Origin of the sequence: Bradyrhizobium icense, from assembly GCF_001693385.1 — a bacterium.
In the GTDB taxonomy this organism is placed as follows: domain Bacteria; phylum Pseudomonadota; class Alphaproteobacteria; order Rhizobiales; family Xanthobacteraceae; genus Bradyrhizobium; species Bradyrhizobium icense.
In genome coordinates this window covers 173,713-195,331 of record NZ_CP016428.1, presented here as the reverse complement: position 1 = coordinate 195,331, position 21,619 = coordinate 173,713, and the positions used below count along the sequence as shown (strand labels likewise).

18 protein-coding genes are annotated in these 21,619 nt (G+C 62.9%); 12 read left to right on the top strand and 6 right to left on the bottom strand.

Features of this window, described 5'->3' with window-relative positions:
• Positions 1–17: 17 nt before the first annotated feature.
• Positions 18–671 carry a hypothetical protein gene (locus LMTR13_RS00970; RefSeq protein ID WP_156795378.1) on the bottom strand — a complete coding sequence of 218 codons (654 nt, stop codon included), beginning with the start codon at positions 669–671 and terminating at the stop codon, positions 18–20.
• 457 nt (positions 672–1,128) lie between these two features.
• Here LMTR13_RS00970 and murA point away from each other — a divergent pair, with 457 nt between their 5' ends.
• From murA to LMTR13_RS00930, 8 genes are all read left to right on the top strand, one after another.
• A complete protein-coding gene (gene murA, locus LMTR13_RS00965) occupies positions 1,129–2,427 on the top strand; it encodes a UDP-N-acetylglucosamine 1-carboxyvinyltransferase (RefSeq protein WP_065732310.1) in 1,299 nt (432 codons plus the stop codon).
• 54 nt (positions 2,428–2,481) lie between these two features.
• Complete coding sequence (locus tag LMTR13_RS00960) at positions 2,482–3,888, top strand: MATE family efflux transporter (RefSeq protein WP_065726295.1); 1,407 nt, start codon at positions 2,482–2,484, stop codon at positions 3,886–3,888.
• Positions 3,885–4,358, top strand: a complete 474-nt coding sequence (locus tag LMTR13_RS00955; protein ID WP_065726294.1) for a DUF2867 domain-containing protein — start codon at positions 3,885–3,887, stop codon at positions 4,356–4,358. Before LMTR13_RS00960 ends, LMTR13_RS00955 begins: the two co-directional genes overlap by 4 nt.
• Positions 4,359–4,769: 411 nt before the next feature.
• A complete protein-coding gene (locus tag LMTR13_RS00950; RefSeq protein WP_065726293.1) occupies positions 4,770–6,140 on the top strand; it encodes an MmgE/PrpD family protein in 1,371 nt (456 codons plus the stop codon).
• Positions 6,141–6,341: 201 nt separating this feature from the next.
• Positions 6,342–7,259: a pirin family protein gene (locus LMTR13_RS00945; RefSeq protein WP_065726292.1), complete on the top strand. Its 918-nt coding sequence runs from the start codon at positions 6,342–6,344 to the stop codon at positions 7,257–7,259.
• Between the two features lie 69 nt (positions 7,260–7,328).
• Positions 7,329–8,243, top strand: a complete 915-nt coding sequence (locus LMTR13_RS00940) for a phosphoribosylaminoimidazolesuccinocarboxamide synthase (RefSeq protein ID WP_065726291.1) — start codon at positions 7,329–7,331, stop codon at positions 8,241–8,243.
• Positions 8,244–8,432: 189 nt separating this feature from the next.
• Positions 8,433–9,236 carry a crotonase/enoyl-CoA hydratase family protein gene (locus tag LMTR13_RS00935; RefSeq protein ID WP_065726290.1) on the top strand — a complete coding sequence of 268 codons (804 nt, stop codon included), beginning with the start codon at positions 8,433–8,435 and terminating at the stop codon, positions 9,234–9,236.
• 179 nt (positions 9,237–9,415) lie between these two features.
• Entirely contained in the window at positions 9,416–9,946 is a 531-nt protein-coding gene (locus tag LMTR13_RS00930) for a DUF2846 domain-containing protein (RefSeq protein WP_236843253.1), read from the top strand.
• Between the two features lie 129 nt (positions 9,947–10,075).
• On the opposite strand, the gene LMTR13_RS00925 is transcribed toward LMTR13_RS00930, so the two are convergent.
• Both LMTR13_RS00925 and LMTR13_RS00920 read right to left on the bottom strand, forming a co-directional pair.
• Positions 10,076–11,572 carry an NAD-dependent succinate-semialdehyde dehydrogenase gene (locus tag LMTR13_RS00925; RefSeq protein WP_065726289.1) on the bottom strand — a complete coding sequence of 499 codons (1,497 nt, stop codon included), beginning with the start codon at positions 11,570–11,572 and terminating at the stop codon, positions 10,076–10,078.
• Positions 11,573–11,689: 117 nt separating this feature from the next.
• On the bottom strand, positions 11,690–12,010 hold the full coding sequence (locus LMTR13_RS00920; protein ID WP_065726288.1) for a hypothetical protein: 321 nt from the start codon (positions 12,008–12,010) through the stop codon (positions 11,690–11,692).
• Between the two features lie 350 nt (positions 12,011–12,360).
• Between LMTR13_RS00920 and LMTR13_RS00915 the strand changes: the two genes are divergently transcribed.
• The gene (locus tag LMTR13_RS00915; RefSeq protein ID WP_065726287.1) at positions 12,361–13,548 is read left to right on the top strand and encodes a serine hydrolase domain-containing protein; all 1,188 of its coding nucleotides are present in this window, start codon (positions 12,361–12,363) and stop codon (positions 13,546–13,548) included.
• A gap of 132 nt (positions 13,549–13,680) precedes the next feature.
• Positions 13,681–15,375 carry an AMP-binding protein gene (locus LMTR13_RS00910; protein ID WP_065726286.1) on the top strand — a complete coding sequence of 565 codons (1,695 nt, stop codon included), beginning with the start codon at positions 13,681–13,683 and terminating at the stop codon, positions 15,373–15,375.
• Between the two features lie 181 nt (positions 15,376–15,556).
• Here LMTR13_RS00910 and LMTR13_RS00905 read toward each other — a convergent pair whose 3' ends face one another.
• The 3 genes from LMTR13_RS00905 to LMTR13_RS00895 all read right to left on the bottom strand — a co-directional run bounded on the left by LMTR13_RS00905 (position 15,557) and on the right by LMTR13_RS00895 (position 18,763).
• Positions 15,557–16,075 (bottom strand): restriction endonuclease subunit S, encoded by a 519-nt coding sequence (locus LMTR13_RS00905; RefSeq protein WP_083218577.1) that lies wholly within the window; start codon positions 16,073–16,075, stop codon positions 15,557–15,559.
• Positions 16,072–17,613: a type I restriction-modification system subunit M gene (locus LMTR13_RS00900; protein WP_065726284.1), complete on the bottom strand. Its 1,542-nt coding sequence runs from the start codon at positions 17,611–17,613 to the stop codon at positions 16,072–16,074. Before LMTR13_RS00900 ends, LMTR13_RS00905 begins: the two co-directional genes overlap by 4 nt.
• A 148-nt stretch (positions 17,614–17,761) precedes the next feature.
• Positions 17,762–18,763, bottom strand: coding sequence for an adenosine kinase (locus LMTR13_RS00895; protein WP_065732308.1), 1,002 nt, complete (start codon positions 18,761–18,763; stop codon positions 17,762–17,764).
• Positions 18,764–18,874: 111 nt separating this feature from the next.
• Between LMTR13_RS00895 and murJ the strand changes: the two genes are divergently transcribed.
• Positions 18,875–20,431: a murein biosynthesis integral membrane protein MurJ gene (murJ, locus tag LMTR13_RS00890; RefSeq protein WP_065726283.1), complete on the top strand. Its 1,557-nt coding sequence runs from the start codon at positions 18,875–18,877 to the stop codon at positions 20,429–20,431.
• A 67-nt stretch (positions 20,432–20,498) separates the two neighbouring features.
• The gene (trpS, locus tag LMTR13_RS00885; RefSeq protein ID WP_065726282.1) at positions 20,499–21,551 is read left to right on the top strand and encodes a tryptophan--tRNA ligase; all 1,053 of its coding nucleotides are present in this window, start codon (positions 20,499–20,501) and stop codon (positions 21,549–21,551) included.
• Positions 21,552–21,619 lie beyond the last annotated feature (68 nt).

The window sequence follows — 21,619 nt, the reverse complement described above, 5'->3', positions numbered from 1 at the left end:
CGCGCCCGTGCCGCAGGTCACTTGGAAAATACATCCAACATTTTGTCTGCGACCGTTCGCCGCTCAATCCATCGCATCGTCTGCGTCTTTGCTTCGATTACCTCCCACATTATCGAGCGCCTATCCGAAACACCCGTTCGTCCAATATGCGCTCGACGAGGATCAGATTTATCGTAAGTATAGAATTGTTCAGGTGCCTCGCCCCGCGGATCTGGACCTGTAGATAGCGGCAACGGCTCCTTCAAAGCTCTATCTGACGCTATCTGGTGCTTTTCTATCTGCACGCGCACCAACCGCAAGTCTTCCGCCAATTCAACAAAGTTTGCGTCATCCAAAAGGAGTTTTCGGTCCTTAAGCGCAAATGAGACGGCGTAAGCGGCACCTATCCAAAGCTCAGAGTACATGAACAAGTAGTTGTCACGAAGATCCATCTCCTCCGGCTTTGGAGGATGTTCGACGAGTTCAACTTCTAGCGCACGACAAAGCAGATCGAGTTCGCCGACACGCTGCACAGACACCATGGCGAGCGAGCCGGGGATTCTTGAGCCAGTCCGCCAAGATGCAGTAGTCCACCTTTGGCTAAGTTCCGGAAATTTGAGCCGTGCTAAACCGAACGTGGACGTTATGAGCTGCCCAATGACGGGCGGGGATAATTCTTGCAAATTCACCATCGAGCAAAGCCTGCTTGCGAATTCCTAGGGTGACCGTCCGAATTCCTAACGATTGGGCAAAGGCAGAAGAACAATGCCGCTATCACAACAGCTTAAATGGTGGGTGCAGTAGAGATTCGCACTCTCAATGCCACAATTAATTAAATGTCGCGCGCAGCCGCTGTCGATTGGCTAGCAACAACCACGCAACCTCAGTGCATTTGACCACCTCGAGGTTTCCCCCTTTCGATCTGCGATACATCGCCCCTCTACTGGTCAGCTTAGCAAGGCTTTCGCGGATACCGACCCTCGCGAGCGCAAATTCTTGGACGTGTGAGACTCCATTGTTAGAACGGTAGCGCGAGAGGATTGCATTACCCCGAGATAGCTTTATGTGTTATGGCAATCCTATTGATCGTTGATTCCGTTGTGGAATTTTAAGCATCACAGTCAGGAGACTGCGTTGGACAAAACGCCCGTGCCGCCCATTCAGTACATCGTTGAAGGCGGCCACCGGCTTTCGGGAACGATCGAGCCGTCCGGCAACAAGAATTCGGCGCTGCCGATCATCGCCGCTGCGCTGCTCACCGAGCATCCCGTCACGCTGGAAAACGTACCGCGGATCCGCGACACCGAAACGCTGGTCGAACTGATCCGCTCGGTCGGCGCTTCGGCCGAATGGCAGGCGCGCAATACGCTTGCGATCCACGCCAAGGAGGTCCGCGCCGCCGATCTCGATCCCGAACTCTGCGCGCGGATCCGCGCCTCGATCTTGCTGGCGGGACCGCTGTTGGCCCGCTGCGGCGAGGTGGCGCTGCCGCCGCCCGGTGGCGACGTCATCGGACGCCGCCGTCTCGATACCCATTTCCTCGCCTTCGAGCAGTTAGGTGCCACCGTCACGGCCACCCACCGGCTGGAATTCCGCGCGAGCAGCCTCAAGGGCGCCGACGTCTTTCTCGACGAGCCGAGCGTCACCGCCACCGAGAACGCACTTGTCGCGGCGGTTGCCGCCCATGGCACCACTTATTTGCGAAACGCCGCCTCGGAGCCGCATGTGCAGGATCTCGCGCATTTCCTGGTCGCGCTTGGCGCCAAGATCGAGGGCATCGGCACCAACACCATCATCGTGCACGGCCCGGCAACGCTCGGCGGCACGAACTATTCGATCCAGCCCGACCATATCGAGGTTGGCTCGCTGATCGGGCTCGCCGCGGTGACGCGCTCGCCACTGCGCATCGCCAAGGCCGGCGTCGAGCATCTGCGTTCGATCCGGATGGGGTTTGAGCGGCTCGGCATCGTCTGCGGCGTCGAGGGCGACGATCTCGTGGTGCCCTCAGGGCAGACCATGAAGATCCATGACGATTTCGGCGGGCATGTGCCGAAGCTCGAGGACCAGCCGTGGCCGGCCTTCCCGGCCGACCTGATGTCGATTGCGATCGTGACCGCGACGCAATGCGACGGCGTGATCCTGATGTTCGAAAAAATGTTCGAGTCGCGGATGTTCTTCGTCGACAAGCTGATCTCGATGGGCGCCCGTATCGTGCTGTGCGACCCGCATCGCGCGATCGTGGCCGGCCCGAGCCGGCTGCGCGGCGCGCCGATGACCTCCCCCGACATCCGCGCCGGCATGGCTATGCTGCTGGCGGCGGTGGCCGCCGAAGGCACTTCGACCATCAACAACGCCGACCAGATCGAGCGCGGCTATGAGCGCATCGAGGAGCGGCTCAATGCGCTGGGCGCCAGAATCACCCGAGTGCCGGCACGCGACGGCCATTAGGCCGGTGGACGCCGGCGTCATTTTTTCGACCTTCGCCGGTATTAGTCTGCTGCAATGACCTCGCTCGAAAAAATCGACCGCGCAAGCGTTGCGCCGCCTGCCTCTGCGGCCGTGCCCGGCCGCCATCTCGCGATTGAACTTGCCGAGACGCTAAAACTCGCGGTGCCGCTCGCACTGACTCAGCTCGGACAGATCGCGATGATGACGACCGATCTGGCATTCATCGGTCGGCTCGGCAGCGAAACAGTGGCCGCGGCAGCCCTCGCCCATACGGTGTTCTTCGTCGCCTTCACTTTCGGCATGGGCCTGGTATCGGCCGTGGCACCGCTGGCGGCGCAGGCTTTCGGCGCTCGCGATCCGCGCATGGTACGACGCGCGCTGCGCGTCGGCTTGTGGGCGGCGCTGTTGATCGCGCTGCCGCTGATGGCACTGCCATTTCGCGGCGAGGCGATCCTGATCGCGCTCGGCCAGGCGCCGACTGCCGCCGGGCCCGCGCAGCAATATCTGTTCGGCCTTGCCTGGGGCATCCTGCCGGCGCTGTGGTTCATCGCGATTCGCGGCTTCATGAGCGCGGTGAACCGGCCCGAGCCGGTGCTATGGATCACACTGGCCGCGATCCCGGCCAACGCGTTGCTGGTCTATCTGCTGCTCTACGGGAAATGGGGCCTGCCCGAACTTGGGCTATTCGGCGCGGGCCTTGCGACCAGCATGGTCAATCTCGGCACGTTTCTCGCGGGGCTGTGGTTCACCGCGCTACGCCCGCCGTTCAGGAAATATCACGTGCTCGGCAACATCTGGCGCATCGACTGGCCGTTGATGGCGAAGCTCGCGATCGTCGGCGCGCCGATCTCGATGGCGTTTCTGCTGGAGTACGGGCTGTTCGGCGCTGCCGGCCTGCTGATGGGTCTGATCAGCACCACAGCACTCGCTGCGCACCAGATTGCACTACAGATCGCAGCCATCCTTTTCATGGTGCCGTTCGGAATCAGTATGGCAGCGACTGTGCGGGTCGGTCATGCGGTCGGGCGCCGCAACAGCGACGCCGTCAGGCGCGCAGGTTATGTGGCGATACTGCTCGGCGCCACGTTCATGGCCACGATGACGCTCGCCGTGATTCTTGGACGGTTCCTTATCGCCGAACTCTTCCTCGGCGAGGCCGTAGACGCGACTGCGACACTGACGGCGACCCTGCTCCTGATCGGCTCTACCTTCTTTGTCGCGGACGGTATCCAAACCATCGCCGCCGGTGCGCTGCGCGGAATGAATGACACGCGCGTGCCGCTGCTATTCGCCACCTTCAGCTACTGGCTGATCGGCTTTACTTCCGCCTGCGTACTCGGGTTCTGGACATCGCTTGGCGCCAGCGGCGTCTGGATCGGATTGTCGATCGGCACCGTTGTCTTCGCCATTCTGCTGGTCTTGCGATTCCGGCTATTGGCGAACAGACTGGCGTCTCCATGACCGTCCGCGAAATCGCACCTTCCGTCGATGCCGATGCGCTGCTGGCCGGCGCGCAATTCGCGGATGCCTTCTGCATTGAAATCGCCGACCGCAATCTCGACGCCCGCCGCGCCGCGGAGCGCATGATGGCGCGGCAGCCGCGATGGGCCGAGGCGCTGTTGACGCTGCGGAATTTGCTGGTTTCTCCGCTCGGGTTGAAAACGTCAGGTGTCAATCCGAATGTGCCCCGCGACATGATCGGGATTTTTCCGGTCGTCAGCGAAACGCCGGATCGACTTATCGCCGGCTTCAACGATCGCCATCTCGACTTTCGCGTCGTGGTGGACGTGACGGCGCCCGGCGACGTCAGGCAGGTCACGGCGACGACGCTGGTCAAGACGCATAACTGGCTCGGGCGAGCTTATCTTGCGATCATCATGCCGTTTCATCGGCTGATCGTGCCCGCCCTGCTGCGGCAGGTTGCGGCCTGAGGCCGGTATCACCGCACGTCGATTAACGCTTCGCTTCGGCGCCGATCGCTGCCGCCGTCTCGCACCGCATTGCAGGATGGCGGCTGCCGCGCGCATATAGTCGACGATCGCCTGGTTCACATTGGACAGCGGCCGCGCCAGCTTGCCTGCATGTTGGCCGGGAGCGGCACCTCTCTGGGGCGCCGCCGTGGAGCGCGCCGACGGTACCAAGCATGCAGTCACGGGTCGCCTTCAGCCGGCCGACGCTCGCTCCAAGCATGCGTTTTGCGAAGGCCATCATGCACTGCACTCCGGAAACTGCACGCCGCGCCTGTGCTAGATGACACCAGGCATGGCTGATGCCCGCGACGGGAGGCGGCTTGAAAGGTCAAGTCGGCCCGCCTACCCTGCCCGGCAAAACGAGGAAACACGATGGCCCACGAAACCGCAACGCTCGCAGCCTATGTCGCCGACCTGGAATTTGCAGACATTCCGCCCGAGGTGCTGGAGCGCGCCAAGGTGCTGACGCTGGATTTCCTCGGCAGCACGATCCGGGCGCGGCGCGATGCGGAGTCAACGCCCTCGCTGCTGAAGATGCTGGAAGCGCTGGCGCTGGACGGCAAGGGCGAAGCGACCGTGTTCGGCGACAGCAAGACATGGACGCCCGCGGTGGCGGCGCTGCTCAACGGCGCGCTTGGCCATTCCCTCGATTTCGATGACACGCATGCCGACTCCTCGCTGCATCCGAGCGCGCCCGTGGTGCCGGCGGCATTTGCGGTCGGCGAAATGGTCGGCGCATCCGGGCGCGACGTGCTAACGGCGATCGTGGCCGGCTATGAAGTGTGCTGCCGGCTCGGCAATGCGCTCGATCCGACCTCGCATTATGCACGCGGCTTTCATCCGACCGCGACGGCGGGAACCTATGGCGCGGCAGCCGCGGCGGGGAAATTGTTCGGCCTGTCGAAGGACCAGATCATCTCCGCCTTCGGCGTTTCCGGCAGCCAGGCCGCGGGCTCGCTGCAGTTTCTGGTCAACGGCGCCTGGAACAAGCGCTACCAGGTCGGCGCCGCCGCGATGAACGGCGTGATTGCTGCGACGCTGGCGCGCAACAATTTTGTCGGCTCGACCGAGTCGGTCGAGGGCAAGCACGGCCTCCTCGTCGGCTACAGCGACGACGCTCATCCCGACAAGGCCGTCGCAAGCCTCGGCAGGACCTATGAGACGCTCAAGATTGGCGTGAAGCCCTACCCGAGCTGCCGCTACACCCATGCCGCGCTGGATGCGCTGATCGCGATGCGCAGGGAACACAATCTGACGCCGGACCAGATCAAGCGGGTCGAGATCGGTCTGCACCGCAACGGCATCACGCTGACGGGAGATGCCGCCACCAAGCGGCATCCGACCTCGATCGTCGGCGGACAGTTCTCGATGTTCTTCACCGGCGCGCTGGCGCTCGACCAGGGCCGTTTCGGCTGGGACGATTACGCGCGGCTCGGCGATGCCGCCGTCAACGCGCTCGCCGACAAGTTCGACGTGGTGCAGGACGACCGCCTCGAGATCGGCCGCACCCACCCCTTCGGCGCGCGCGTCTCGATCACCACCGACGACGGCGTGCACGAGCGGCTCTATGCCGATCCCTCCGGCGAGCCGGATACGTTTCCGGACGCGCAGGCGATGCAGCAGAAGTTTCTCACGCTCGCCCGCCCCGTGCTGAACGGCCGCGCCGACCAGCTCGCCGACGCGATCCTGTCGCTGGAGCGGTTCGACCGCGTCGAGAAGGCCACGCAGTTGGGGCGGCAATAGATCGAGCTAGCACCACATCGACGGCGTGCCGTCTCCCCTTGTGGGAGAGGTCTGTGCACGTGCCTACCGCCGTCATCGCGAGCGTAGCGAAGCAATCCATCTATCCCCAAGGCGAGACGATTGCTTCGCTTCGCTCGCAATGACGTGGATAGGCCGCGCCGCAATTCCTGCTATGATCGCCGCAAACATCAAGGAGTCCCCATGAGCTGGCAACCCTCCAACGATCCCGTGCTCGGCGATCCCAAAAGCTGCGACGCGCTCGATCTGATCATCGTGCCGCGCACCCGCGATCTCGGCGATGGCTTTGCGGTGCGGCGCGCGCTGCCGCATGGCAAGCGGCAGATGGTCGGGCCCTTCATCTTCTTCGACCATTTCGGTCCCGTGCAGTTCATGGCCGGCAAGGGCATGGACGTCCGCCCGCATCCGCATATCGGACTTGCCACCGTCACCTATTTGTTCGACGGCTCGATCATGCACCGCGACAGCGAGGGCAACATCCAGGAGATCCAGCCCGGCGCGATGAACCTGATGACGGCGGGCCGCGGCATCGCGCATTCCGAACGCACGCCCGACGTGCAGCGCCGCGACGGCCAGAAGATGCTCGGCCTGCAGAGCTGGATCGCGCTGCCGGCGGGCTCGGAAGAGATCGCGCCGTCGTTCCAGCATTACGCCGCCGAGGCGCTGCCGACCGTGAGGGAGAGCGGATTCACCGCGCGCATCATCGCGGGCCACGGCTTTGGCGTGCAATCGCCGGTCGGCATGGTCTCGCCCTGGTTCTATACCGAAGTGACGGCGCAGGCTGCTACCTCCGTGCCGCTCGACCCCGACCATGAAGAGCGCGCGATTTATCTCGTCGACGGCGAGGTCGAGATCGCCAACGAGCGCTACGAAGGACCGCGGCTCCTGATCTTCCGCCCCGGCGATCGCATCACGGTGAAAGCAGTCACGCCGGTGCGCATGATGTTTCTCGGCGGCGATGCGCTGGAAGGTCCGCGGCACATCTGGTGGAATTTCGTTTCCTCCAGCAAGGAGCGGATCGAGCAGGCCAAACAGGATTGGAAAACCGGGCGGTTTGCGGCCGTTCCGCAAGAACATGAGTTCATTCCGCTGCCGGAGTGAGCTATTGCTCCGCTTTCTCTTATCGGGGCCCGCGCGCCAGCGCGCGAGCCTGTTTGAAAGCCTGACCATATGAACGCAATGCTCGCCAGCGACTTGCCCCTGCCCCGGATCGGCCACGGCAAGGTGCGCGATATCTATGCCGTCGGCAGCGACTACGTGCTGCTACTCACCACCGACCGCATCAGCGCGTTCGACGTCGTGATGGCGGAAACCATTCCGATGAAGGGCGCAGTGCTGACCCAGATCAGCGCCTGGTGGTTCCGCCAGCTCGAAGGCGTGGTGCCGCACCACATGATCAGCGCCGACGCCGACGAGATCATCCACAAGGTGCCCGGCCTGAAGGACCACCGCGCCGACATCCTCGGGCGCGCAATGCTGTGCCGGCGCACCACCGTATTTCCGGTCGAATGCGTGATCCGCGGCTATATCTCCGGTTCCGCCTGGAAGGAGTATGCGGCCTCCGGCACGCTTGCGGGCGAGGAACTGGCGGAAGGCCTGCTCGAAAGCGGAAAGCTCGAGCCACCGATCTTCAGCCCGGCGACCAAGGCCGAGACTGGTCATGACGAAAACATCACGGTCGCGCGCATGCGCGAGATCGTCGGCAGCGACATCGCCGAGAAGCTCGAGGGCATGGCGCGCACGGTCTATAATTTCGGCGAACGGATCGCGCGCCATCAGGGCATCATCATCGCCGACACCAAATTCGAGTTCGGCAGGGCGGCCGACGATCGAATCATCCTGATCGACGAGGTGATGACGCCGGACAGTTCGCGGTTCTGGGCCGCCGACGTCTACAAGCCCGGCCGGCCGCAGCCGAGTTTCGACAAGCAGCCGCTGCGCGACTATCTCGACGCCGAGCGCCGCGCCGGCCGCTGGAACGGCGACGCCCCGCCCCCACCGCTGCCGGCCAGCGTGGTGGAGGAGACCAGCAAGCGCTATCTCGAAGCGTACCGGCGGGTGACGGGGGATGAGTTGAGTATCTAACCGCGTCATTGCGAGAAGCGCAGCGACGAAGCAATCCATCCCGCCGCCCGGAAAGTATGGATTGCTTCGCGGAGCCTGTCATCGGGCGCGCATTCGCGCGACCCGTTGGCTCGCAATGACGGCGTTGGGATTGCGTCACCCTCGCGTCTAATGCCAAGCTTCCAGGAAATAATATCCAGGGAGCGCCCCATGTCCGAAGCCGAGACCGTGCTCGTCGAGCGCGATGGTCCCGTGACCATCGTTTCCATCAACCGCCCGCATTGCCGCAACGCCGTCGATGGCGCGACGGCGCGAAAACTCTACGACACGTTTCTCGCATTCGACGCCGACGAGGCGGCCTCGGTTGCCGTATTCACCGGCACCGGCGGCTATTTCTGCGCCGGCGCGGACCTGAAGGCAGTCGCGGCGGGCGATCCCAACAAGAGGCGCGAGATCGGCGGACACGACTCGATCGCACCGATGGGGCCGAGCCGGCTGCGGCTGTCGAAGCCGGTCATCGCTGCGGTCGAAGGTTTTGCGGTCGCCGGCGGGATGGAGCTCGCGCTATGGGCCGACATGCGCGTGGTCGCGGAAGACGCGACCTTTGGCATCTTCTGTCGCCGCTTCGGCGTGCCCTTGATTGATCTCGGTACCATCCGGCTGCCGCGGCTAATCGGCCATTCGCAGGCGATCGATTTGATCCTCACTGGACGTCCGGTCGGCGCGCAGGAGGCGCTGCGCATGGGGCTCGCCAACCGCGTCGTTGGCCGCGGCGAGGCGGTCGCTCAGGCGATTGCGCTGGCGCGGGAAATCGCGCGCTTCCCGCAGACCTGCCTGCGCGCCGACCGGCTGTCGGCGCTGCGGCAATGGGATCTGTCGGAAGAGGAAGCGATTAGCAACGAAATGCGCGGCGGCCTGGAGGTGATCGGCTCAGGCGAAACATTAGCCGGCGCAGCGCGCTTTGCGTCGGGCGTTGGACGCCACGGGGCGTTTGGGCGTGAGGTGAATGATTGAGGGTGCTGCTCGTGACGCTCATTTGAAGCGCGGCCGTGGACGCTCGGCAAATCGTCAATAAGTGGCGCCTTGGTGCGCGGTTGAGTTGCCGGGGGCGATTTGCTCGCGCGCGCGGTCGCAGAGATCGCGCGGAGCTAAAAAGGATTGCACAATCAACGCGTGTATGCCTAATTGAGCACTTGGGGCGAGGAAACAACAAGGCAATTGCCAGCCGTTTGTTGTTTGCCGTCGATTTGGGACTGGGCACTTTCAATATCGAGACGGGGCATATGGGGTCGAAGATCGGGGCGCTGCCCCTTGTGTTTGTCGGATTTTTGCTGGGGAGTTGCGCGAGTCCACGCGGCCTCGATGAACCGCCTTTGCAGATCCCGGCATTGAAGCCGGGTTACGGCCGTGTCTACTTCACGCGGGCGAGCGAACTTACGGGGTCGGCTATTCAGCCCGAGATTCGGATGAACAATGAAGTCGTCGGCAGATCTGTGCCCGGCGGGTTCTCTTATGTCGACCGATCCCCGGGGAAATACGCCGTTACAACGGCAACCGAGGTCGAAAATGCGGTTACGTTCCAATTGGCAGCGGGCGAGACGAAGTACATCAAGACAAGAGTGACGCCCGGCATACTCGTCGGCCATGTCACGCCGACGCTCGAATTCCCCGAGCAGGGACAATCCGACGTAAGCCGCCTCAGGTACGTCGGTGCCCAATTCTGATCCCTCGCGCGCGACCAACTAAACTGTCATGCCGCGGGTCCGAGCAAAGGACCGCGTCATGACCTCTTAGTCGCCCTCGTCACCGGCGCTGCGCGCGGGCCCAGGGCTGGCGCGTGGAAGGTGAAGAGATCACACGCCCGCCATCATCACGTATTTGATCTCGACATATTCCTCCATGCCGTGATGCGAGCCTTCGCGGCCGAGACCGCTCTCCTTGACGCCGCCGAACGGCGCCACTTCCGTCGTGATCAGACCGGTGTTGACGCCGACCATGCCCGACTCCAGCGCTTCGGCGACGCGCCAGACGCGGCCGAGGTCGCGCGAGTAGAAGTACGAGGCGAGGCCGAACGGCGAGGCGTTGCACATTGCGATCACGTCGGCTTCATCCTTGAAGCGGAACACCGGCGCCAAAGGCCCGAACGTTTCTTCGTGCGCCACCAGCGCATCGGGCTTCACATTCGAAAGCACCGTCGGCTCGAAGAAGCTGCCGCCGAGCGCGTGGCGTTTGCCGCCGGTGACGATCTTGGCGCCGCCCTTCACCGCATTTTCGATGTGCTTCTCGACCTTGAGCACCGCGTCCATGTTGATCAGGGGACCCTGCACCACGCCTTGCTCCGTGCCGTCGCCGATCTTCATTGCCGCGACCTTCTTCGAGAGCTTTTCGACGAACGAGTCGTAGATCTTGTCCTGGGCGTAGATGCGGTTGGCGCAGACGCAGGTCTGGCCCATGTTACGATACTTTGAGACGATCGCGCCCTCGACGGCGGCGTCGATATCGGCGTCATCGAACACCACGAACGGCGCGTTGCCGCCGAGCTCCAGGCCGAGCTTCTTCACGCCGACCGCGGCCTGCTGATAGAGGATTTTTCCGACTTCGGTCGATCCGGTGAAGCCGACGAAACGCACCGCCGGGTGCTCGCACAGCACCTTGCCGATCGCGGACGAATTGCCGGTGAGGATGTTGAACACGCCCTTGGGCACGCCGGCCTTTTCGGCGAGCGCCACCAGCGCCAGCGCGGTCAGCGGCGTTTCATTGGCGGGCTTGAGCACCACGGTGCAGCCGGCGGCCAGCGCCGGCGAGACCTTTCGCGTGATCATCGAGCACGGGAAATTCCACGGCGTGATGGCGCCGCAGACGCCGATCGGCTGCTTGATCGCGAGGAGACGGGCATCCGGCCGCTGGGTCGGAATGGTCTCGCCATAGACGCGGCGGGCTTCCTCGGCAAAGAACTCCACATAGGCGCCGCCGATATCGACCTCGCCGAGCGCTTCCGCCAGCGGCTTGCCTTGCTCTGACGTGAGGATCAGCGCAAGATCCTCGCGGTTCGCCGCGATCAGATCGAACCATTTGCGCAGAATGTTGGAGCGCTGTTTGGCGGTGAGCTTGGCCCAGGCCGGGAATGCGCGCTCGGCGGCTTCGACGGCTTGCGTCGCTTCGGCCGTGCTGAATGCGGGCACCTTGGCGAGTTCCACACCATTGACGGGATTGGTGACGGGGCGCGACGGCGTGCCGACCCAGGCGCCGTCGATGTAGCAGCGGTCGCGCAGCAGCGAGGGATCTTTCAGGCGGTCATGCAACGAGGGTGTGGGGGTTTTTGAAGCGCGTGCGGCGACGGGCGGGTTCATGGCGTACTCCTCGGATTTTCTTGAGGGATTAGTCCGAGTATAGGCCGATATCCGCGGCGATGCACCGGCGGCTGAGGCAACCCTGCTTCAAGGAATGTTGAGGGCGACGGTGCGCCCTTACGCCGCGCCGCTCATATAAGTTTCCCGGCGGCCGATCATGCGTTGCGCGGCCGCCTTGGCGTCGGCCTTCGAGGAGGTCGCACAGGTCCGGTATTCGAGGTCGGGCAGCTTGGCGGTGTCGCGGCGGCCGAACCAGGATTTGGAGCCTACCGCAAGCTGCGCCAGCGCCTGGGCGACGTTGTCGACCGCCTCGAAGGAGTGTAGCGCGCCGGTACCGGCATAGCGGACTTCGTAGAGCCCGGGCGTGATCGGCGCCTCGATGTTCTCGCCCCGTCCAGGACGGGGATACCGCTTCCATTCACTCCAGGTCGAGATCATCGCACCGCCTCGCAACTTCGAAAATTACAACGTTTTTCATCAAATCAATGCTGCAACCAGCAACGTTTGTGCTGGAATCTGAACGCTTTACTGCAGAAAATCGGCGCCGGGAATCGCCGCGGAATCACGTTATCGTGGCTGCCCAATCGGGTCACCGGCCGAGATCTCCATCCACGCGAATTGTGGGGAGGTGTTGCAGTTTTGTGCCGTGGCCCCTGCGCGCCCGCTGCCCGCCCTCTTGCCCATCACGAGATCGCGACATTGGCGCCGGCGCTCGCCGAGCGCTTGCGGGATCACACGGCCGGTAGGAAGATCGTTCCACTCCATAAAAAGCAAACGGGAGGTGACCCATGCAAAGCAAGGCTGAGATCGACCAGATTCTGCGGCAGAAATGCGAGGCGAAGGAAATTCCCGGTGTGGTCGCGATGGCCGCGACCGGCAATGAGGTGATCTACCAGGGCGCGTTCGGCAAGCGCGACCTCTCCAAGGACGATGCCATGACCGCCGACAGCGTGTTCTGGATCGCTTCCATGACCAAGGCGATTACGACGGCCGCCGGCATGCAACTCGTGGAACAGGGCAAGCTCTCGCTCGACGAGCCGATCGGAAAAGTGCTGCCCGATCTCGCTTCGCCACAGGTGCTGGAAGGTTTCGACGCCACTGGCGAGCCGAAGCTGCGTCCCGCCACCAAGCCGATCACGCTGCGCCATCTGATGACCCACACCGCGGGCTTCGCCTACAACATGTGGAGCGAAGTGTGTGCGACGTATCTCGACAAGACCGGAACCCCGGCTATCACCACCTGCCTGAACGCCGCGCTGAAAACGCCGATCATGAGCGAGCCCGGCACGCGCTGGGAATACGGCACCAACATCGACTTCGTCGGCAAGGCGGTGGAAGCGGTGACCGGCACGCGGCTCGATGCGTATTTGCGCGATAACATGCTCACGCCGCTCGGCATGAACGATACGGCTTTCAAGATCACCGACTCCATGCGCCAGCGGCTGGTCGGCATGCATGCGCGCGGCGAAGATGGATCGCTGGCGCCGATGCCGTTCGAGCTGGAACAGAATCCAGAATTCCACATGGGTGGCGGCGGCCTCTATGGCACGGCCGGCGACTACATCAAATTCACCCAGATGATCCTCAACAAAGGCCGCGGCAACGGCAACCAGCTGCTGAAGCCGGAGACGGTCGCGCTGATGAGCCAGAACAACATCGGCGAACTCACCATGGGCAAGATGGTGACGGTCGCGCCGATCTACACCAACGATGTCGATCTCTACCCTGACATGGTCAAGAAGTGGGGACTCTCCTTCCTCATCAACACCGCCAAGACGCCGGAGGGCCGCAGCGCCGGGAGTCTCGCCTGGGCCGGCCTCGCCAACACCTACTTCTGGATCGATCCGGCGCGCGACGTCGCCGGCGTCATCCTGATGCAGTTGTTGCCGTTCGCCGATGCCAGGTGCCTGGAAGCCTTTGCGGGGTTTGAGCGCGGGGTTTATGCCGGGCTCGATGCCGGGCAGAAGGCGGCTTAATTGCAGACGGCGCCGTGATCGCTTTTCCTCTTCGTGCGTCACGGCGCACTCCCTCCGTTCCCTCCCCCCTTGCGGGGGAGAGAGCGCAGTTGCAATCGCGACGCATACTTTCTCAACACTTGGAGATATGATTTGACCGACACCATCCACAGCTACGTCTCCGGCATTTCCGACGCGTCCCTGCTCGGCGACACCATTGGCGGCTGCCTCGATCGGGCCGCTCATCGCTGGAGCGATCGCGACGCGCTGGTTTCGCCGAGCCATGGCGTGCGCTGGACGTGGAAGGAATTTGCTGGGCGCGTCGACGCGCTGGCGGCGGGCTTTCTCGCGCTTGGCCTCGAACGCGGCGCGCGGATCGGGGTGTGGTCACTCAACCGCCCGGAATGGACGCTGACGCAATTCGCCGCCGCCAAGGCCGGCCTAATTCTGGTCACCATCAATCCCGCCTATCGCCTCAGCGAACTCGAATTCGCGCTGGCGAAAGTCGGCTGCGCGGCGATCGTCACGGCGACCGCCTTCAAGACTTCCAACTACATGGAGATGCTGAACACGCTGTTGCCCGAACTCGCGACCTCGCAGCCCGGCGAATTGAACGCAACGCGGCTGCCACAACTGCGCACGGTGATCCAGATCGGCGGGCCGAAATGCCCCGGCACGATCGCGTTCGATGACGTGGCGCGGATGGGCGGGGCGCGGCATCGCGAGCAGCTTGCCGAGCTTTCGAAGACGCTGCAGTTCGACGACGCCGTCAACATTCAATTTACCAGCGGCACCACGGGCTCGCCGAAGGGCGTGACGCTGACGCATCACAACATCCTCAACAACGGCTATTTCGTCGGCCGCGCGATGCGGCTGACCGAGAAAGACCGGATCTGCATTCCGGTGCCGCTCTATCACTGCTTCGGCATGGTGATGGGCAACCTCGCCTCCGTCACGCTGGGCGCCGCCATGGTCTATCCCGGCGAAGGCTTTGATCCGCTGGCGACGCTGCAGACCATCGAACAGGAGAAATGCACGGCGCTGTACGGCGTACCGACCATGTTCATTGCCGAGCTCGATCATCCAGAGTTTGCGCGCTTCGACCTGAAATCGCTGCGCACCGGCATCATGGCGGGCGCGCCCTGCCCCATCGAAGTGATGAAGCGCGTCAACAACGAGATGAACATGGGCGAGGTGACGATCGCCTATGGCATGACCGAGACGTCGCCGGTCAGTTTCCAGAGTTCGACCGATGATCCGCTGGAACGGCGGGTGTCGACCGTCGGGCGGATTCATCCGCATGTCGAGGTCAAGGTGGTCGACCTCGAGGGACGCGTGGTGCCGCGCGGCGAGCGCGGCGAACTCTGCACCCGCGGCTACAGCGTCATGCTGGGCTATTGGGACGAGGCGGAAAAGACCGCCGACGTGCTCGACGCCAATGGCTGGATGCACACCGGCGACCTCGCCGTGATCGACGCGGAGGGCTATTGCAACATCGTCGGCCGCATCAAGGACATGGTGATCCGCGGCGGCGAAAACCTCTATCCAAGAGAGATCGAGGAGTTCCTCTATCGCCATCCCAAAATCCAGGACGTGCAGATCTTTGGCGTTGCGGATGATCGCTATGGCGAAGAGCTCTGTGCCTGGATCCGCACGCGTCCCGGCGATACGCTCACCGCCGACGAGGTCCGCGCCTTCTGCCAAGGCCAGATCGCCCACAACAAGATCCCGCGCTACGTCGAATTCGTCGACGAGTTCCCGATGACGGTGACGGGGAAGATACAGAAGTTTCTGATGCGGGAGGCGGTGGAAGCGCGGCTCGGATTGAAAGCGGCGAAGACGGCGTGAGGGGGAAGGCGTGGCGGCGGCGCATCCTCGTATCGCGCGCCCTCGCCTCATCATCGGCCGCCGGGCTCCGCGCACCCCTCAGCTAAAATATCGAAAACAACCCCATGCAAAGTAGCCTGGCGGCTGGATGGACACGAAGCGGCAACGCCGGCGAAGCCTGCTGGCTTAGGCACAAACAGTACTATGCTACCGCGCTGTCATTGATCGCCCTAATTCTTGTAACGAGCTTTGCGACCCTCTCTTCATCAAATAGCTTCTCCGGGCCGCTATCTACCTCCCAAGCTTCCATCCCTGACTTCGTCACGTGAATCATCGATATGCCTCGACCTGAGGCTTTCACTTTTTCAGTAATATTTTGCAGCAGGTAGAATGCGTATTTCTTGTCCAGCAATGGAGAAGGCAGAACTTTCCAAATATGATAGTGATATATTGCGCGGCATCCGCTCCAGAAATACGGCCCAAATGTTGCGGACCACGCAAAGAGGAGGTCACCATTCTCACAATACTTGTCGTCGGGTAGATTGAGATCAGAGTAGTACCAATTGCTTCCTCCGTTCAGATTTTGAATGCGGACAACCGGCGTTCCATTCTCCAATAACTCGTCTTGCTTGTAAGCTCGACCATTTACTAAGGTCAGCACCTCGCCGAGTGTAAATCGCTTCCATCCTACTATTGGAGGGACGCGCGCCGTGATGTTCACAACATCGCCTCCAGCTCATCCAACCCATCCGCGATCTCCTTCTCCAACGCCTTTAACTCCGCGATGACCTCTTTCGGCTGACGATGCGCGGCCGTTTCGTGCACCACCTCCTTGTAGCGATTGATCGAAAGGTCATAGCTCGCTGCTGCAATCTCGGCCTTGGGAACGCAAAAACTCTGCGCGGTACGGGGGCGTCTCTGCTCGATGCCATGGCGTTGCGTCCAGCGCGCGGCTATGTCGGGCAGATTGTTCTTGGCGTGCTCGCCTTCGGCGAGCCTTGCTTTCGAGCCGATCTTTTCTGTCGGCAAGAGCGCAATGCGCTTGTCGTCCAGGGAAAACCCTTCGGCCTGGCAATCGTAGTACCAGACCTGATCCGTGCCTCCCGAATTGGTCTTCGTAAACAGCACGATTGCAGTAGATACGCCGGCGTATGGTCGAAAGACACCCGACGGCAGTTTGACGATGCCATCCAACTTGTGGTCCTCAACTAGCATCTTTCGAATCGCCTTGTGCGCGGTCGAGGAGCCGAACAGCACGCCGTCCGGCACGATCACTGCCGCACGACCGCCTGGTTTCAACAGCTTCAGGAACAGCGCCATGAACAGAAGCTCGGTCTTCTTGGTCTTGACGATCGCGAGCAGATCCTTCGCTGTCGTCTCATAGTCGAGTGATCCCGCGAATGGCGGATTTGCCAGCACGAGCGAGTAGCGATCCTCGTCGCCGGCATGCTCCTGCGACAGCGAATCCTTGTAGCGAATATCGGGGTCTTCAACACCGTGCAGCGTCATGTTCATCGAGCCGATCCGCAGCATGGTGCCGTCGAAATCGAATCCGTGGAACATCTCCTCGTTGAAATGGTCGCGGCTTTTTTTCTCATGAAACAGCTTCGGATGGTTCTCGCGCAGATATTCGCCGGCCGCGACCAGAAAACCGCAGGTGCCGCAGGCGGGATCAACGATGACATCCTTCGGTCCCGGCGCCATCATCTCGACCATTAGCGCGATGATGTGGCGCGGAGTGCGGAACTGGCCGTTCTGCCCGGCGGTCGCAATCTTCGACAGCATGTATTCGTAGAGATCGCCCTTGGTGTCGCGATCCTCCATCGGGATTTCAGCGAGGAGATCGACCACTTTAGCGAGCAGAGCGGGCGTCGGAATGGTGAAGCGCGCGCCCTTCATGTGGGTGGCGTGCGCGGTGCCGGCCTCGGCCATGTTGCGCAGGAACGGAAAGACGTGTTCGGAGACGATTTCGAACATCGTTGCGGGGTCTTTATGCTTCAGTTTGGACCAGCGCATCTCCTCATAGGCAACGCCGCCGCTCTTGCCGATCTTGTCCTTGCCGGGCGGGAAAATGCGTCGTTCCATCGGCTTACCGAGGCGATTGGCCTTGCGCTCCTCGAGCGTATGCGCGTCATCCAGGCCGCGCATGAACAGCAGGTAAGTGATCTGCTCGATTACTTCGAGCGGATTGGCGATCCCGCCCGCCCAGAATGCGTTCCATACATTGTCGATTTTGGAACGAAGTTCACCAGTCAGCATGCAGCCCCCGAGAGAAACGTCTCGCAGGTTGCATACCAAATGTCGGATGGAAAACGAAGCGGGCTGCTATGGACGTTAGTCGGCAACTGAGGAAAAGACGTGGATGACCGGGTCAAGCCCGGCCATGACAAGTGGAAAGACCTTCGCCCTACACTCCCAACCCGTTCTGCCCCGCCAGCTCCCTCAGCGACACCTGCGGCCGCGCGCCGATGTGCTGGATCACCTCAGCTGCAGCGAGCGCACCCAGCCGGCCGCACATTTCATGGCTGGCATTGCGCACCAGGCCGAACAGGAAGCCGGCGGCGAAGAGGTCGCCGGCGCCGGTGGTGTCGACGAGCTTTTCGATCGGGAACGCCGGCGCCGCGACAACGCCATCGGACGACACCACTACGCAGCCCTTCTCGCTGCGGGTGACGACGGCGAGTTTTGTGTCCGTGCGGAGCTGCTTCAGCGCGCCCTCGAAATCCGAGGTCTGATACAGCGAATGCAGTTCGGCCTCGTTGGCGAAGACGAGATCAACCGTGCGTTTACGCATCAGATCGAGAAACTCGTCGCGGTAGCGATCGACGCAGAATGAATCCGACAGCGTGAGCGCCACCTGTCGGCCGGCACCATGGGCGATGCCCGCTGCCTTGACGAAGGCTTCCTTGGCGTTCTGGGGATCCCAGAGATAGCCTTCGAGATAGACGATGCGCGATGCCGCAATCTGCGCCTCGTCGATGTCGGCCGGCATTAGATTCTGCGCCGCGCCGAGATAGGTGTTCATGGTGCGCTCGCCGTCCGGCGTAACCAGAATGTAGGAGCAGCCCGTGGCGGGGCCGTCGGACGCGGCCCTGGTTTCGAAGGCTACGCCGGCGGCGCGAATGTCGTGGGTGTAGAGGCCGCCGATCTGATCGTTCTTGACCTTGCCGACATAGGCGGTGCGGGCGCCGAAATTGGCGATGCCGACAATGGTGTTGGCGGCCGATCCGCCCGACACCTCCGTCGCCGGGCCCATGTCGCGGTAGATCGCCGTGGCGCGGGCCTCGTCGATCAGCGCCATGCCGCCTTTGGTCATGCCGTGACGGATAAGGAATTTCTCGTCGGTTTGCGCGAAGACGTCGAAAATCGCATTGCCGATAGCAAGAACGTCGTATTTTGCGTCAGTCATCCACCCGTCCTGTTTACGGCGTTGCGCGAAGAAGCCGAGCACGGCTAAGAAGGCTGCGGCCTACCAGATCGGCGTAGCGCCAGCAAGTGAAGCGGCTGCTATAGAGCCTCCATGATCCGCTCCTTTCTCACGGTATCGTCGGGAACGCTGGCCTCGCGGCTATTGGGATTCGCGCGCGATTCGTCGCTGGCCGCGCTGCTCGGCGCGGGGCCTGTGGCGGATGCATTTCTGGCGGCGTTTCAACTGGTCAACGTGGTGCGGCGGCTGTTGACCGAGGGCGGGCTGAACGCGGCGCTGGTGCCGGCCTGGCTGCGGGTCCGCGAAACCGACGGCGCGGTTGCGGCGGCGGCGTTTGCGGGGCGCGTGCTCGGAACGGTCACGGCGGCGCTGATCATCGCCACCGCGCTGCTCGCGCTGGCGATGCCGCTGGTGATCACGGCGCTGGCGCCGGGATTTGCCGGCCGGGAGACGCTGCAGCTCGCCGTCGAAAATGCCCGCCTCATGCTGCCCTACCTCGCCTTCGCCGGGCCGGTAACCGTGATGATGGCGCTGTTGAACGCGCAGGGACGGTTTGCGCTGACGGCGTTCTCGCCGCTATTGTTCAACATTGCGCTGATCGCTGTAATGGCCGTATTGCTGGTCGCGCGGCCGGACGCCGTACAGGCGGCGCAAATCGTTGCCGCGACCGTCGGCATCGCCGGGCTGTTGCAGCTCTCCGTGCTGGTGCTGCGCCGTGGCGGGAACATCGCGACACCCGTCGCGACCCCTTTGCGCGTCTCGTTCGACAAGGAGATCCGCGGCTTTCTCGGCAAGGCGCTGCCGGGCATGATGGCATCGAGCGCGCCGCAATTGCTTATTGTCGCCGGCGCGATCATTGCGTCCTCCCAGCCATCGGCGGTGTCGTGGCTGTATTTCGCCAACCGCCTGGTCGAACTGCCGCTCGGCATTGTTGGCGTCGCCATGGGCACCGTGTTGATCCCGGAACTGACGCGCGCGGTGCGCGGCACCGACCTTGCCGCGATTGCCCACGCGGAATCGCGCGGGCTCGAACTCGCGGTTGGATTGGCGCTGCCGGCAACGCTCGGCCTGATCGTGCTGAGCGAGCCGATCGTGCGGCTGTTGTTCGAACACGGCGCGTTTACCGGCGATGACACCAAAGCCACCGCCCGCGCGCTGACGTGGCTGACGCTGGCGTTGCCCGCGCATGTGCTGGTCAAGGCGCTGTCGCCAGCGTTCTTCGCGCGCGAGGATACGATGACGCCGCTGGTCGCCGCGCTGACAGGCGTCGTGCTGGCGATCGCTTCTGCCTTCCTGCTCAGCCATTGGTACGGCGCTGAGGGCATCGCGGCGGCCATCGCTGTCGGCGCGTGGAGCATGGCGTTCAGCCTGATCCGCCGCGGCGCGGAAACTTTTGGGTTTTCGATCGACAGGGAAGCAAAACGGCGGCTGCCGCGCATCGCGCTGGCGGCGCTGGCGATGGGCGCGTTGCTGTGGCTTGCGGCGCGCTCGCTGCCCGCCCTCACCTCGGGTGCACACGGGCTCGTGCAGGCCGTCCTGCTGCTGGTCCTGATCTCGGCAGGAATCGTGACTTACGGCTTGTTTCTGCGGTTTTTCGGCGTCACCGGCTGGCGCGACGCGGTTAACGCCGTCAGGCAAACAAAGGGGTAGCGACTTGCGCAGATAGCCCCTGCGTGGCAAACGACGGCGCGAAACAGGCATCCTCGGGAAGCTGACAATGGCTTTTGTTGAACGGGTTTTCTCCGGCGTCCAGCCGACCGGTAATCTGCATCTCGGCAATTACCTCGGCGCGATCGTCAACTTCGTGAAGATGCAGGAAACCCATAACTGCATCTATTGCGTCGTCGACATGCACGCGATCACGATGGGCGTCGACGTCTGGGGCGGCCCGGCGGAGCTTGCCCGCAACACCCGCGAGGTCACCGCGGCCTTCATCGCCGCCGGCATCGACCCGAAGAAGCATATCGTGTTCAACCAGAGCCAGGTCGCCGGCCATGCCGAACTGACCTGGATCTTCAATTGCGTGGCGAGGATCGGCTGGCTCAGCCGCATGACGCAGTTCAAGGAGAAGGCCGGCAAGGACCGCGAGAACGCGTCCGTGGGGCTGTACGATTATCCGGTGCTGATGGCGGCGGACATTCTGCTTTATCGCGCCACCCACGTGCCGGTCGGCGAGGACCAGAAGCAGCATCTGGAGCTGTCGCGGGACATCGCGCAAAAATTCAACAACGATTTCGGCGATTCGATTCGCGGCCACGGCTTCAACGACGGCCAGTTCTTTCCGCTGCCGGAGCCGTTCATCACCGGCCCGGCAACGCGGGTGATGTCGCTTCGCGACGGCACCAAGAAGATGTCGAAGTCGGATGCCTCGGACAATTCGCGCATCAACCTGACCGACGATGCCGACCTGATCGCGCAGAAGATCCGCAAAGCCAAGACCGATCCGGAACCGTTGCCGTCGGAGGAAAAGGGCCTGGAAAGCCGGCCCGAGGCCGACAACCTCGTCGGCATCTATGCGGCGCTCTCGGACAAGAGCAAATCCGACGTGCTGCGCGAATTCGGCGGCGGGCAGTTCTCCAGCTTCAAGAATGCGCTGGTGGAACTTTGCGTGGCAAAACTCTCGCCGATCGCCTCCGAGATGAAGCGGCTGGTCGCCGATCCCGGCCATGTCGACAAAATCCTGGTCGATGGCGCCGACCGCGCGCGTGTCCTAGCCGATGAAACCATGCGGGCGACGCGGGACATCGTCGGTTTCATCCGAAAAAGCTAGAGATGGCTCCCACTGCGTTGCAACAGCGACGCCGCTTGTCGAAAGCGGCTGCGCCGTGGCACCATGCG

Excerpts from the sequence above, each read along its gene's own strand:
- LMTR13_RS00970 (WP_156795378.1), bottom strand. The coding sequence starts at position 671 with ATGGTGAATTTGCAAGAATTATCCCCGCCCGTCATTGGGCAGCTCATA.
- LMTR13_RS00960 (WP_065726295.1), top strand. The coding sequence starts at position 2,482 with ATGACCTCGCTCGAAAAAATCGACCGCGCAAGCGTTGCGCCGCCTGCC.
- LMTR13_RS00955 (WP_065726294.1), top strand. The coding sequence starts at position 3,885 with ATGACCGTCCGCGAAATCGCACCTTCCGTCGATGCCGATGCGCTGCTG.
- LMTR13_RS00950 (WP_065726293.1), top strand. The coding sequence starts at position 4,770 with ATGGCCCACGAAACCGCAACGCTCGCAGCCTATGTCGCCGACCTGGAA.
- LMTR13_RS00945 (WP_065726292.1), top strand. The coding sequence starts at position 6,342 with ATGAGCTGGCAACCCTCCAACGATCCCGTGCTCGGCGATCCCAAAAGC.
- LMTR13_RS00940 (WP_065726291.1), top strand. The coding sequence starts at position 7,329 with ATGAACGCAATGCTCGCCAGCGACTTGCCCCTGCCCCGGATCGGCCAC.
- LMTR13_RS00935 (WP_065726290.1), top strand. The coding sequence starts at position 8,433 with ATGTCCGAAGCCGAGACCGTGCTCGTCGAGCGCGATGGTCCCGTGACC.
- LMTR13_RS00925 (WP_065726289.1), bottom strand. The coding sequence starts at position 11,572 with ATGAACCCGCCCGTCGCCGCACGCGCTTCAAAAACCCCCACACCCTCG.
- LMTR13_RS00920 (WP_065726288.1), bottom strand. The coding sequence starts at position 12,010 with ATGATCTCGACCTGGAGTGAATGGAAGCGGTATCCCCGTCCTGGACGG.
- LMTR13_RS00915 (WP_065726287.1), top strand. The coding sequence starts at position 12,361 with ATGCAAAGCAAGGCTGAGATCGACCAGATTCTGCGGCAGAAATGCGAG.
- LMTR13_RS00900 (WP_065726284.1), bottom strand. The coding sequence starts at position 17,613 with ATGCTGACTGGTGAACTTCGTTCCAAAATCGACAATGTATGGAACGCA.
- LMTR13_RS00895 (WP_065732308.1), bottom strand. The coding sequence starts at position 18,763 with ATGACTGACGCAAAATACGACGTTCTTGCTATCGGCAATGCGATTTTC.
- murJ (WP_065726283.1), top strand. The coding sequence starts at position 18,875 with ATGATCCGCTCCTTTCTCACGGTATCGTCGGGAACGCTGGCCTCGCGG.
- trpS (WP_065726282.1), top strand. The coding sequence starts at position 20,499 with ATGGCTTTTGTTGAACGGGTTTTCTCCGGCGTCCAGCCGACCGGTAAT.